Origin of the sequence: Qipengyuania mesophila (assembly GCF_019711655.1) — a bacterium.
GTDB lineage: Bacteria > Pseudomonadota > Alphaproteobacteria > Sphingomonadales > Sphingomonadaceae > Qipengyuania > Qipengyuania mesophila.
Genome location: NZ_JAIGNU010000001.1, coordinates 1,174,606 through 1,187,908, shown reverse-complemented (window position 1 = coordinate 1,187,908; position 13,303 = coordinate 1,174,606). Strand labels below are relative to the sequence as shown.

Sequence of the window (13,303 nt, the reverse complement as noted above, 5' to 3'; positions counted from 1 at the left end):
ACTTCTGAATGCCACATTCCTAGTGCTGAGGAAGCGTGTCAGCAGTCGCCGACATTGCTGCCGTTCGCTGGCTCAGATTAGTCCGTCGAAACCTGCCCTACGTTCATGCCCAGCCAAAAGCGGTAACGGGCCGTAGCTGACGGGCGGCCTAAAGGCGTTCATGATTGGGAACGGAGTGAATTCAGGGTTACGCGCATCTCTAATGGACTGATATCTGCGTGAGACGCTCAAGCTACATTTCGACGCACCATTTTTCTACGCGATGGCAAACTGCGGGGCCTTCCGGCACGATCGCGCTTCGCTGGCGGGCAAGCAGGACAGCTGACGGCTTCTTCGACCATCGCTTTCGGTCTCGGGATTGGGCCTCCAAGGCGCCCATCGAGAATCTGCCGAATCAGATCGTCGAAAAGGTCGCGCTCGACCGCGTACATTCCGCCCCGCGCGCCTTCAAAGGCGCAGTTCCACGCCGCGAGTGCTTGGCCATAGCGTAGAGCATTTGTCAGACTCTCGATGCTCGTCGATTTCAATCCTGAAAGGCCCGCTCCGGCGATCTTCGACAATAGACCGGCCGAACACCAATCACCGGACCCGCAGCTGTCTAAAAACTGCGGCGCGTTGACCGCCGGCAAATGCGTCCAATCGGACAGATTTGAAAGACGATGGCGATAACGCAGCCCTTCAATGCCCATCGTCTGGATTTCAAGAATCGTGGCACTATCACCGGTCATCGCGCCGCCAGCCTCGCTCAAGCGCTGATCGGCATATTTCACGATGTGGGCGAGCTGCAACGCCTCGGCAAAGAGCTTGGGATCGGATTTGCCAGACGGCTCGAACATGACGATCGCGCCCGCGTCTGCCGCTCGCGCTGCCAAGGTCAGCGCCGCGCGCGAAAGCCGATCCATGAAGAAAACTTGGGCGCCGTTGACCCCGTCGCCGACGGCATCGACGGCCTGGCGTGTGACCGGCTTGAAACTCGGCAACCACTGGCCGCAGCGTGGACAAGCCCAGGAAAAGCGGTGTGTTGGTGATCCATCGCGCCCTCGACATATCTCCTGGATGATGATGGGCGTATGACTGGTTGGCTCACAACCGGCAAAATCCAGCTTCACGCCCCAGCGGCTCATGTCAGCCCTGACCCGCTCGGAGGCAGGGTCACCGTTCATGCGGGCGATTGGGTAGCTCTCCCACCCAAGGTAGGCGAGGATTGATAGAACGTTCCCGCAAGTCCCGCCCGCCCAAGCCTGGACCGGCAGGTTCGGATTCGCGCTCATGACCAGATCGAGTGCGATCAGGCCGGTCCCAAATGCGCGCGGCTTTTCGCCTTCGGCTGTGTTCACGCCGCTACCCCCTCATTATGAAGTGCCGGTCGAGGCTGCGGATAGACATCCCCTTCCAACCAAATATGAATCATGTCGGCCGCCTCCTCGTTGGCGGCCGGCCCATCGAACGCGTAGCCGATCGCCTCCAGATAGGCGACAGGCAAATCACGCTCGAGTGCCGCCATCAAGGCACCAAGCGCCATGACCTTGCTTCCGAGCGGTGAAAGGATCATCAGCGATCCTCCGACCTCCGCAAAGACCGGCTTTCGCAGGTCATCAAGACGCAGGATCGTTCGATAGAGATCGAGCGGATCCGACTCGTCCGCATAGACAATATTGCGCGTATCTACCGACCACCCGCTCTCGAACTCGGTCAGAAACTCCTCGGCCAAGCGATCGCCGGCCCGCGGATCGATCGTCGGAAACGGCAGGATCGGGCAGGTATCGTGCGGGTCGACGAAGGAATGCAGCCGTCCGAGCGCGCCGGCCCGCCCGGATGCGAGTTGCGGCAGCCAGAGCTTCGCGGCGCCGGCCGAGCCGTCGAGGGTCGATCCGCCGCGAAAGCCATGCACGAAGCCCGGCGCATCACTCGATACCGACGTGATCGCGCCGTCGAGGGCCGGGTCATGTGTCACGAACAGGTGAAGATTGAACTCGGCCGGTGCCCGCACCGACCGTTCGACCAGATAGCGGATGATCGGGAACGCCGTGCCGACCGAAAGCGCGCTGATATCGACGACGACATCGGTCGTCTCCGCGAAATCCTGCCGACCGATCAGCGCGACCGCATTCCGGCCGCCCACTACCGCGCCGTCGCTCCCGAAGATGTTCACCGATGCCATCTCATGCGCCGGAATTGCCGCCCGTAGCACGTCGCCATTCGTGGTAGCGCGGTCGATCAGCGTCTGCGTCGGCTTCGGGCGCTCTTCCTGAAAAAACAACCCCCGGATTTGGCCTTCGGTGTTGGCGAGCCGCCGCGCCACGGTCGTAGAACGAGGATCAAAGCCAGCTCCGCCCACCAGCAGGATGCGACGTTCGGGGCGGGCGAAATAATCGTCCACGAAGCCGTCAATCTCGGCGCCGCGATGCGAGACGCAGGGATCCCATCGGCCGGCCATCAGGGGACCTCATCCAGAAGCCGAACCAGATCGTCGGCGCGCCGCTCGAGAAACCCGCCCCGCTTGAGAGTCAGGCCATGATGGAGCAGCAACACGCCGCCCAGCTCGATGAGACACCATTTGCGCTTCTTCGTGCCATGATCCGGCACGAGCACAAAGGCGTTATAGGCCACGCCGAACTGCAAAACGCGCGCGAGATCGGGATGGCTCGTCGGGATCGAGTCGAACTCGTCTTGCGGAATTCCGAAGGCAGTCGCCCCACCCCCCAGCGACGCATTGCCTTCCAGGCTCTTGGTAACGCATTCCCGAGCGATCCCATCCGACAGACGCCTGACCAACTGCTGCTGCGGGAAGTCCCATTCCCGCACCATCTCGCTGGCGCGTTCGCGCAGCAGCTTGTGCTGCATCCCGCTGCGCAGCGTCGGCGCCTTGGCGCGAATGAGCTGGGTCTCCGACTGGGAGACCAGGCGGGCAGCCAGTTGCAGAAACTGCTCGGCATTCTCCGAACTAGCATCGCAGAGCGCATCGATCCCGAAATAATAAGGCCGATCATAGCGATGGAGGAGATGAATGCGGGCACCTTCCGCGATCGAGGCATCAACCGTCAGCGGGCGGTTCGGCTCGACATCCTCCTCCGGCTGATCGAACAGGTCTCGCTGGGGTATCCGCTTGGCATAGCGCTCAAACAGCACCGACAGCATTGCCATCTGCATGTCCTCGCCGGCCTCGCCCGTGCCTTCCAAATAGGTGGCAATATCCTGCGCGAGCGCGTGCCGGCGGACGGCAGAGATGTTATGACGGCGCTGAAGCACGTCGACATGCTCCGCCAACCGTTCCCGTTTGCTCTGTGCGATGATCTCGGGCGTAGTCGACAACAGATCGCCGAGATTGTTCAGCCGGCGGCGATTGAACACCTCCATCTGGCTCAAATAGCGGCCAGCCATATCTCGCGCCATCTTGCGGAATGCGCGCCGCTGCCCGAGCCGGTCGTCGGTGCTCTGCATCCAGATATCGGTGATTTCCCGGGCACGTTTGAGGCCCGGCTCCTCACCGTCCTGCGGTTCGGCATCCAGCAGGACGTCAGCAGGCGTGAGCGCGTCGAGCCGAGTCAGGATCCAGCGCGAAACTTTAAGTTCTCGCCGCGCGAGCCAGCGCTGCAAGGCGGCCAATTGAGCCGGATGGAGGCTGTGCGCATCGTCGAAGATGATCAACGGGCGGAGCGTCAGCACATCCTCGCCATCGACAATGCGGAAGGATTCGATGACGTCGAATGGGCGATAGGCCGCCGCCGCCTGGTCATCGATATCCTTGACGTCGGGCGGCATGAGTGCGGCTGAAATCCGATAGATCGCGAGTTCGACCTCGCGCGCGCGCTGGAGCAGATCGGGACCGGCCGTCCCCCCGATCGCGGTCAACGCCGCATCGGCGTCTGCCCGAGGAATGATCTCAACCTGATCGAGCGCGACGCCTGCCGTCTGCAAGTTGCGCAGCCATGCTAGGATCGTGCGCGCTTGCAGGAGGGCGATCATCAACCCTGCCTTGAGCTCGTCGGGATAGGGAAACTCCCAGAATTCGCGATATTCCGCCTCGAGCGGAAGCCTGCCCCCCAGCAGGACCGGCTGCTCATCGACCAGCGCCCCGCACGCCGTCAGCGTGTCGATCAACGGCTTGTAGGTGTTGAGGCCGCGATTGCGCAGCAGCGTGCGCAGCGTCGCATACTGGAACAGCCGGGCCAGGGTCGTCTTGCCGCTGCCCGGCGTGCCGATCACCATTGCCAAGCGATCGTAGAGCCGCCCATCCTTTGCCGGCTTCTCGAAAAAGGTCGACAGCGGTTCGGGCGTCACGACAGCCAAAAAGGCCTCGTCATCGCGAAGATATTCGGTGGCGCGCTTCTCGAAGGGATTGATCATGGCCGCCGCTCAAACATGCCTCTGCCGCCGCCGGAACAGAGGGCGCATCGCCGGAGCCGCAACACCATCACGGTCCCCGCCCGCGGTCTCCGCCCAGAGCAACGCGACCGCGTTATTCGGTGTATTGTGATTCAGCACGAGCGGGAGCGCACAGCCGCCATAGCCAAGGCCGAGATGCTCGACGCCGCCAACATCCGTGTGCTTCGTGCGAATGATCGGATCGTAATATGTCTGGGTCAGTTTGATGAACGCATCGTCACGCCCTTCAACGACGCCCAGGGGCAGGTCAGTCGGGAGGACCGTGCCGAACGAAATATGGACCGCCTTGGCCCAGCCGTCGCCGACCAGCGCATCTTTTGCGAGCTCTTGACGCTCGCCGATGGCCTGCGCTGCGGTCGAAGAGGCGATATAGTGATGCACGCAAAGCTCCCAATTCGGATCGAACGGGTCGCTTCCGAGGACCTGGCGCGCCCCTTCGATTGATTCCTTGAAGCGCCAGAGCTTCCCCGACCACTTCTGCTTCTTCTCGTTGTAGCGGAAGAACGATGTGCCCGTCCCCGCGAAATCGTCGACAAGATAGACCAGCCGAAACAGCGCCTGCTCGTCCTTGAGATCCTCGCGAAGGTTGCCGAGAAGGTCTTCCCATTTCTCCTTGTCGAGCTGTGTTGCGAGCACCAGCTGTTCATTGGTGAGCAGCCCGACATTGCTATGGCGAACGCCGTCGATCCGTGCGCCGTCGCTCAACCCCATGACGAGGGTCTGGCGGCGCAAGCGATCCACGTCGCTCCGCGCCGCTTCATCGCCTAGCACCCGAAAGGCGGGAATGCCGCGCTGCGCCGCGACCGTCGACACCAGACGTTCCCGCATCGTCTTTGGATAGAACTGTTCGACGAGCTTCTGCATTTCGATGGGCCCGACATAGACCAACCTACTGCGCACGAACGCATAGGCCGTCTCGCGTTCCGCCCGATCGAACTGCTGGAGCCAGGTGGCGAGACTCTCGAAAAACCGCATGCCCGCCTGGAAATCCCGGTAGCCGTCATATTTCAGCCGCGCCATCAGCCGCAGCCAGCGATATTCCTCCCGGGCGCGCTCGTCGCTCCAGTGCATGATCTCGGCAAGGACTTTGAGGCCTAGATCCTGGTTCATAGCAGCGCATCCGCCTTGAAGCGGACACCGCCTTCACACGGCTCAAGTGCGTCCAGATATTCGAGGGTCACTTGCAGGCCCCGCTGCCCCGGCTGACCAAGGTTCCAGCATGTGCTCGGATCGACGCTGATCTCGTCCACGCTCAGGGCGAACGGCTCGCGCAAAAGCGCATAGTCGTTTCCTGGCCACCGACCGCGATCGCCAATCGCCAGCAGGGCACCATCGTCGATCCGAGAGCGGATCGCCGCCAGCACGTTGGCCTTGGACACATGCTCAGGCACGATATCGATCGAATGACTCGACCGCGTGACGATCACATTGCGCATTCCCTGCGTGAGCAGTACTTCATGCGCCAGATCCCACAGTCGCGACTCCGACAGTCCTTGTCGGGCTTCCAATGTGACCTGGTATTTTCGGTCCGATTGTATCGCGGCGCCCGCCAGTTCGGGCTGATCGCGCAGCGCTAGCGCCAACGCGGCGAGCTCATCGCACGGTTCGTCTTTGCCATCCGGCGCATTATCTTCCCCCAACGCTGCTATTTCGGCGCCATTATAATAGCCGATCAGCACGTTTTCCCACAATGATTTAGGCAGCGCAGCCTGAAGGTCGCGCCGCACCGAGGCGCCCCGCCCCGTGGCGATCGCCAACTTGACGCCTGCGCCGAGCAGGCGACTCAATTGGCTCTTGACCTCGGGCGACACGGCATCGAACCGATGCCGCGTGTCGACCAGCGTCCCGTCATAGTCGAGCGCGATCGCCCGAAAGACAGGCCCCAACAGCCGCTGGCGGAAAGCTTCCAACGCCCCCTGCCAGCGCGCAAGGTCGCCCGCATCGGCAAGCTGCGCGGCGGAAGCGCCCGCCTTGCGATGGATTGCCGCGGCTTGCCTGGGGGTCAGGTTGGCGATGCGGGGCGCCGCGGTGCGCGGCAACGGCAGATGATAGAGCTTGCGTCCAAATTCGGGGACGCCCGGGCGTCCCGGATCGAGGCCCCGCGCGCGCCCCGCCCAACCCGTGATCTGCAACGCCGCGATGAGCGACGCCAGCATCGTCGCCATCGGCGATGCTGGCAGCTCAAGCCTTGCGATGGGTATCTCGGGCGGCAGCAGTGCAAGTGTGCGCTCCGCGAGATCAGCTCCAGTCGGTGAATAAAGCGCGAGTACGGCGCTAGCATCGCCCCGCTTGGCGAGCCAATGATGCCGACCATGTGCGAAGTTCCGGTAGTCCGCGATTTGCAGGTTGCCCACCGCAGCTTCGGTGAACTTGGACTCGAGGTCGATCGCCCCGATCCGGCTGTCTGCATCGTGAAGGACAATAGTCGTGCCACGCCGCCACAAATGCTCGGTCGTTAGTGCCCAGTTTTCGATCTGAGCGGACCCAGCGTCGAGCAAAGGCGCTATGTTGACACGTACCGCTTCCCACTCTTCTGCAGTGCCGAGTTCAAGCAAATATGCCCGGACAAGCACAGCGATAAAGCCCAGCAAGGAATTGGTGGCGAGGAAGCCGTCCTTACCCGCTGGCGGTGGAAAAAGCAGCAGATCAACGAAAGGGTGTCTGCGAGCAAGATCGGACAAGGGACTTTCCGAGCGACCACAGAGGATGGCGAGTTGCCGCGGCTCCTGGTTTGCCAGCCGGCGCGCTGCACCTAAAATGTCGACGTTGCTTCCGCCGGCACTCAACAACCAGTTCGCGAGCGGCGCTGCGCTTGGTTCGGTCACATCTAGCGGGGTCGCCACTACGCCCAGTTGGCGTGTAACATATTGATGCAGCTGCGCCAGCGCGTGCGCCGCCGTAAGAGAACCACCAGATCCCACTGCGCGAAGCGGCATTCCTCCGGCCGTTCTCACGGCGCGTCGCAACGCTCCAATGTCCACGTCATCAGCCCAGGCGAACGTCTCCGCAAGCCGCGCCATCTCAGCTGCATATGGCTTCGCCATAACTCTCCTTAATCTCGACCTTCGACCATCCCATACGATGCCTGGAACATCAAGAGAACAAAAAGATGCTTCGCGAATACATTATGGCTCGCCTTAAGAGCTTGCACCCAAGTCAGGTTTCAATGGCCGCAGCAGCAACTGCGGTGAAAGTGATGAACGGCAGGAATGGGCACGTGGCTACCATTTATGATAGCAGCGTCTAAGGTCGGCTATTCGCACGTCGCACCCCAATACCTGCCTTTCCGGATCGTCCAACATTTTGGACAGATTGAGCCGAGTGATCCGATGACCGCATTCAGGAGATCAGAGGCATCTCTTCTATGGCCGACGAGAGGGCGCTTAGCGTTCCATTAAACGAAAGGGGAGGGAGCTTTGCTCTTCCTGAGCCGGGACAACTCCGTTCCGGCGATCAGGAGATCTCCCATGACCAAGTCCCGCCGCTCTGTTTCGACATCGCCTGCCCAGCGCATTACCGCCGCCATTATCGAAAAGCTCGAGCAAGGAACAAAACCCTGGGTCAAGCCTTGGCGAGGTGTGCCGGTCTCCCGGCCCTTGCGCTACTGCGGGACGCCTTATCGCGGCATGAACACCTTCTGGTTGTGGATGGTGGCCGATGGCTGTGGCTACGCCTCGCCCTACTGGATGACGTACCGCCAGTGTCAGCAGCTCGGCGGCCAGGTCCGCAAGGGTGAGAAATCGACCATCGCGATCTTCTACAAGAGCTATACCAAGGAGGTCGAGAACGCCGAAGGCGAGGCCGACACTGAAAACCGGCGTGTGCTCAAGGCCTATGCCGTGTTCAATGCCGATCAGTGCGACGGCCTCCCTGAGTTCTATCACCCCAAGCCACTCGTTGCCGCGCTTGAGCCCGAAGGACGCGAAGACCGCCTTGATGCCTTCTTTGCCCATATCGGCGCCGACTTGCGGCATCATGGTGCGCAGGCCTATTACGAGCCGCTGCGCGACCGCGTCACAATGCCGCCAGCCGAACTCTTCGAAGCCTATGACCACTACTACGCAACGCTCGCACACGAGCTGTCGCACTGGACGGGGCATTCTTCGCGGCTCGACCGCGATCTCAAGAATCGCTTTGGCAGCGACGCCTATGCTGCGGAAGAACTGATCGCAGAACTGTCCTCAGCCATCCTCGGGGCCGAACTGGGTCTTCCGGTCACCCACCTCGACCATCACGCCAGCTACATCGCGTCCTGGCTCAAGATCCTCAAATCGGATGAGCGCGCTATCTTGACCGCTGCTGCCAAGGCCGAGGAAGCGGCCAGCCTGTTGCTTGACCTTGGGGGTCACCAATCCCTGGAAGGCGAGGCCGATGTCGATCTCGCCGATGCGGCCTGAGGAGCAATGAGATGGGACGTTCCGTCAGCTATCCGACCGGCTCCGTAGTCGCCTTTCGCCTGCTTGATGACGGCGAAGACGACGATGTCGATTGGGCCTACGAGTGCCTCGTCGACGAGGTCATCGATGCCGCGAAGGCGGCCTTTCCTTCTTTCGAGCGCTTCGATGGATGGCGCGGCCGCGAGGACCGCATTCTCCTGCGCAACGCTTTCGCCGATTGCGGCATATCGACCTATTGCGGCCTTGCCGCGATCTGGCTCGCCGAACGCGACGATGCCCGGTACTGGGAGGCCGATTTCTACAACCCACGAACGGGGAGAACACGCCACTGGCTTGGCCAGGTATCGGGTAGGTTCATCGACCTGTTCGGTGAACTGCGCCTGGTCGGGCGGTTCTCGAATGGCGAAGCAATCTTCGAGCGCTCCCGATCCACCTGCGACACCGGGTCCTGATCCTGCCTCATCCCTCTCCGCCGGGAGAGGCCCTTGGGCCGGTCGGGGCGCGCCGCAACCTGCGGCCCGTCGGCCCGTGTTACCCGCGCCAGCCTAGGGCCGCAGGTTTCCCGCTGCGCGGTGCGTCACGCCCCCTTTTCCCGGCCCTGATCGGGCTCCGGCGGACAGGGCCGAGGCAATGGTGCCTCCTCTCCTTGTCCCCGCGATCAGGAGACACCCCATGTACGACAGCTTCATCGACCAGTTGAGCGGCCTCGATCTCTCAGGCCTGAGCATCAGGCCGGCCCCCTTCAACGAGACCGACTTTCCCTGCGAGGACGCGATCGAGCAGACGCTTGGCGCCGTATGGTCCGACCTCTTCGCGATGTTTTCCGACACAGCCCTGGAAGCCGATGCCGAGGATATTGCCTGGGGCATGGTCAATCTGTTCCACCGCGCAGCCAGCCGCAAGTCGGCTCAACTTGATCGGGCCAGCGACGAGATCCGGGTCCTCCTCGCATCAGCCGACGGGTCCGAAGTGCATTCGAGCAATCTTGAAGAGCAGGTTGAGCGCGCGCAGGCTGCCGAAGCCAGCATGCTTGCCTTTGAGCAGATGCGCGAGGCGGCGGCAGCACTTTACCGCGACGAGACCGGCTCCTCTTGGAAGCCCGTTTCGGGCTCGCGCACGAGCCATTCGCGCCACTTCACATCGGCCGTGATCGATGCCCGCGATTTTCTACGCGCACGCGCTGAGAACCGTCGTCACGCCTTGATCCCTGAAGGAACTCCAGTCGTCTTTGCGGGTGGTCGCCAGAGCTTTGAAAGCGCCGAGGACGCGCGCGCCTACGCCGAGAACATCTGGGCGACGCTGGACAAGGTTCGCGATGCGGTTCCCGATCTCTTCCTGGTCCATGGCGGCGACGGCAAGGGTGCCGATCGTCTGGCAGCGAGTTGGGCCGAGCGCCGCGAAGTCCAGCAGCTGACTTATTCGCTCGATCGTCGTCTCGGTGCCCGCGCCGGGTTCAAGCGCAACGAGCAGATGCTCTCGCTCAATCCGCGTTACGTCGTCGCCTTTCCGGGCAATGGCGTAACCGAACGGCTGGTGATCGATGCCAAGACGCGCCGGATCACCGTGGTCGATCGCAGGACCGTCACGTTCCGATCCAAGATTAAGGGATAATAGTCTGTTGGTCGCCGCAGCATTTCTATGATCGGTTGGCTGCGGCGATCATCACAGACAATCGTCGTCGATTGCCTTTTCGGTTGGAGAGGGGATTTCTTGGAAAGGGCATCTCGGGGTATCAGCCTCGCATGCATCACGCCGACTCCAATCCGCTCGCCCATGATCACAACTTCCTGAGCGCCTCGCACGACGCCCATGAGCGGCGCACGCGTTATGTCGTTGCCTTGACCGCCGCGATGATGGTGGTCGAAATCGTCGCTGGCCTGTGGACCGGATCGATGGCGCTTCTCGCCGATGGTATCCACATGGCGACCCATGCAGGTGCCTTGGGCGTCGCGGCCTTCGCCTACTGGTTTGCCAAGCGCCATGCGAACAACCCGCGTTTCACATTCGGTACCGGCAAGGTGGGCGACCTCGCCGGCTTCGCGAGCGCGCTTGTCCTCGCCATCTTCGCAATCGGGATCGCGGTTGAATCGGCTCAAAGGTTCGTCAGTCCGCTCACGATTGCCTATACCGAGGCTATCTGGATCGCCGTGCTCGGCCTCGTGGTGAACCTCGCGAGTGCCTGGCTGCTTGGTGCCGATCATCACCATGGGCATGATCACGACCATCATCATCACCACGACCATGCGCATGCCGATAACAATCTGCGCTCCGCCTATTTCCACGTGCTTGCCGATGCCCTGACCTCCGTCCTGGCTATCGTGGCCCTTCTCGCCGGCATGTACCTCGGCTGGGCATGGATGGACGCGGCAATGGGGCTGGTGGGTGCATTCGTGATCGGGCGCTGGTCATGGTCACTGCTGCGCGATACCGCTGCCGTGCTTGTCGACGCCGAAGCGGCCTCTGAACGGTACACAGAGGTGCGCGAGGCGCTCGAGGACCGGGACGCCGCGATCGGCGATCTGCACATCTGGCGGATCGGTCCCGGCAAGTATGCAGTCATCGCCTCGCTCATCGCCGATGATCCGCTCGCGCCCGACAATTATGCCAGCCGACTTTCAGAGCATGCAGAATATGTGCACGTCACGATCGAAGTTCATCGCTGCGAACATCCGCATCCCGAGCTTCGCGCGGCCTGATCGCGCCGTTCTAAAAGACCGAAACAGTATTCGAGGACTGTTATACTGTAACAAAAGACTTATACTTCATCGTGTTACGGAACTTGCAATCTTGATGCGGTTTGCTAGGAGCCGTTGGAATCCATGACTACAAGCTATCGTCGCCTTGTCCTGCACCCTTTCGTCGTCCTGCTCATGCTGGTCGCGATGGTGTTCGTGACGGCGGCGGATGCTGCTGCTTGCGGTGCCGAAGTGGCGCCCGGAAGCACGCCCGTTCTGGCTTCGCTCGATAGCGCGTCTGCGTCATCCGCAGCCGCCGATGAAGTGCCGGGCGATCCGGATGCGCCGGCCGAGCAACACGGCGTGTGTGGACACGGCCATTGCCATCACGGGGCGAGCTTTGCCGGCACCGTGCAGAAGAATTCGGTCCCTCACTTGGTCGTGGTTCCCGATGCGCCTCCCGCCGAAGCGCTCGCTTCCGAAATTGCCGACCGACTGAAGCGCCCCCCTCGCGCCTGACGACCGTCACCGCGCTGCATGCCGCAGCGCAGTTCGGATCGTCAGCAGAGGAATTTTCGAAAAATGTCAGCCATTCATTGGCGAGGGGTCCTCCTTGGAGGGCTGTTCCTCGCCGCTCAAGCCACGACCGTGGCGGCGCAGGAGCGTGAGCTTCTGACGCTCGAAGCTGCGCTCGCTCGTGCGGGCATCGTCGACAGCGCAGATGAGCCCCCAGAAAATCCGCGCCTGATCGGACCGCGGGCCGAAGCCGACGCGGCGCGGGCCCTGGTCGACCAGGCGCGGCTGCGGCCCAACCCCGAAATTGCTTTCGAAGCCGAAAACATTGCCGGAAGCGGCGCATTTTCGGGATTGCAGGCCACCGAGTACACTTTGTCCCTGAGCCAGCGGCTCGAATTGGGCGGCAAACGAGGAGCGCGCGTCCGCGCCGCCCAGGCGGAGGCGCGCGTCGCGACCCTTTCAGGAGCGCTCTCGGTTGCTCAGCTCGGGCGATCGGTGCGCGAGCGCTATGTGGAAGCCGTCGCTGCGGCAGCCCGATTGGAACTCGCGCGGGACATAGTCGAGCGCAACCGCGAGCTTGCCAGGATCGCAGGGGTACTGGTCGATGTCGGGCGGGAGCCTCCCTTGCGTTCGCTTCGTGCCGAAGCGGCACTTGCGGAGGCGCTCGCGGAGCTTGAAGCGGCCCTGGCTGCCGACAGTGCGGCGAGGAATGCGCTGGCCGCGCTTTGGGGCGAGGCAGCACCTGCTGCGGACGTGCCTTCGGTGTTCCCCGAGATCGAACCTCCGGCAACGCTGCTCGCCTCGCCTTCGGCCTTACGTCTCCAGATCGCCCGTGCCGAACGCGAGGCTGCAGATGCCGCGATCGCCCGGGAACGCTCTTTAGGCATTCCGGATCCGACGATATCCGCCGGTGTCCGACGGTTCGAGGAAAGCAGAGACCAGGCGTTCCTCGTAGGCGTTTCGATCCCGTTTCCGTTCAGTAATCGCAACCAAGGAAACATCGCTGCTGCCGAGGCGCGGCTTCGCGCCGCGACGGCACGGGAGGCGATTGCCCGCACCGATTTCGAACTCGAAGTCACGCAGGCTCGCGGACAATTTCTGGCAGCCGAAGCGCGGGTCGAGACCCTCGCGGAGACCTCCTTGCCCCAAGCCGAGGAAGCCTTGCGCCTCGTTCGGATTGGCTACCGCAACGGCAGATTTCCGCTGATCGAAGTTCTGGCTGCGGCCGAAGCGCGCGACACCATCCGTGAAGCATTGATTCAAGCCCAGGAAGATCGTGGCCGCCTGGCGGCGACGCTGATCTGGCTCGGCGCACAATGAGGTATTTCC

11 protein-coding genes are annotated in these 13,303 nt (G+C 62.4%); 6 read left to right on the top strand and 5 right to left on the bottom strand.

The features are described from left to right. Window positions 1–227: 227 nt before the first annotated feature. The 5 genes from K3181_RS05930 to K3181_RS05910 are packed head-to-tail and all read right to left on the bottom strand — an operon-like array spanning window position 228 to window position 7,430. The gene (locus K3181_RS05930; protein WP_221601666.1) at window positions 228–1,337 is read right to left on the bottom strand and encodes a PfkB family carbohydrate kinase; all 1,110 of its coding nucleotides are present in this window, start codon (window positions 1,335–1,337) and stop codon (window positions 228–230) included. Beyond that, window positions 1,334–2,437 (bottom strand): hypothetical protein, encoded by a 1,104-nt coding sequence (locus K3181_RS05925; RefSeq protein ID WP_221597107.1) that lies wholly within the window; start codon window positions 2,435–2,437, stop codon window positions 1,334–1,336. Before K3181_RS05925 ends, K3181_RS05930 begins: the two co-directional genes overlap by 4 nt. After that, entirely contained in the window at window positions 2,437–4,347 is a 1,911-nt protein-coding gene (locus K3181_RS05920) for an ORC-CDC6 family AAA ATPase (RefSeq protein ID WP_221601664.1), read from the bottom strand. The genes K3181_RS05925 and K3181_RS05920 overlap by 1 nt, the downstream gene beginning before the upstream one ends. Window positions 4,348–4,356: 9 nt before the next feature. Then, window positions 4,357–5,496 carry a phosphoribosyltransferase-like protein gene (locus K3181_RS05915; protein WP_221597111.1) on the bottom strand — a complete coding sequence of 380 codons (1,140 nt, stop codon included), beginning with the start codon at window positions 5,494–5,496 and terminating at the stop codon, window positions 4,357–4,359. Continuing rightward, window positions 5,493–7,430 carry an HAD hydrolase family protein gene (locus K3181_RS05910; protein ID WP_221597113.1) on the bottom strand — a complete coding sequence of 646 codons (1,938 nt, stop codon included), beginning with the start codon at window positions 7,428–7,430 and terminating at the stop codon, window positions 5,493–5,495. The genes K3181_RS05915 and K3181_RS05910 overlap by 4 nt, the downstream gene beginning before the upstream one ends. A gap of 423 nt (window positions 7,431–7,853) precedes the next feature. Here K3181_RS05910 and K3181_RS05905 point away from each other — a divergent pair, with 423 nt between their 5' ends. The 6 genes from K3181_RS05905 to K3181_RS05880 all read left to right on the top strand — a co-directional run bounded on the left by K3181_RS05905 (window position 7,854) and on the right by K3181_RS05880 (window position 13,294). Beyond that, on the top strand, window positions 7,854–8,783 hold the full coding sequence (locus tag K3181_RS05905) for an ArdC family protein (RefSeq protein WP_221597114.1): 930 nt from the start codon (window positions 7,854–7,856) through the stop codon (window positions 8,781–8,783). An 11-nt stretch (window positions 8,784–8,794) separates the two neighbouring features. Continuing rightward, the gene (locus K3181_RS05900; RefSeq protein ID WP_221597116.1) at window positions 8,795–9,235 is read left to right on the top strand and encodes a hypothetical protein; all 441 of its coding nucleotides are present in this window, start codon (window positions 8,795–8,797) and stop codon (window positions 9,233–9,235) included. Between the two features lie 220 nt (window positions 9,236–9,455). Further along, entirely contained in the window at window positions 9,456–10,394 is a 939-nt protein-coding gene (locus K3181_RS05895; protein ID WP_221597118.1) for a DUF2493 domain-containing protein, read from the top strand. 131 nt (window positions 10,395–10,525) lie between these two features. Continuing rightward, on the top strand, window positions 10,526–11,479 hold the full coding sequence (gene dmeF / locus K3181_RS05890) for a CDF family Co(II)/Ni(II) efflux transporter DmeF (protein ID WP_221597120.1): 954 nt from the start codon (window positions 10,526–10,528) through the stop codon (window positions 11,477–11,479). A 123-nt stretch (window positions 11,480–11,602) separates the two neighbouring features. After that, window positions 11,603–11,977: a hypothetical protein gene (locus tag K3181_RS05885; RefSeq protein WP_123880465.1), complete on the top strand. Its 375-nt coding sequence runs from the start codon at window positions 11,603–11,605 to the stop codon at window positions 11,975–11,977. A 63-nt stretch (window positions 11,978–12,040) separates the two neighbouring features. Further along, the gene (locus K3181_RS05880) at window positions 12,041–13,294 is read left to right on the top strand and encodes a TolC family protein (RefSeq protein ID WP_221601662.1); all 1,254 of its coding nucleotides are present in this window, start codon (window positions 12,041–12,043) and stop codon (window positions 13,292–13,294) included. The last annotated feature ends 9 nt before the right edge of the window (window positions 13,295–13,303 follow it).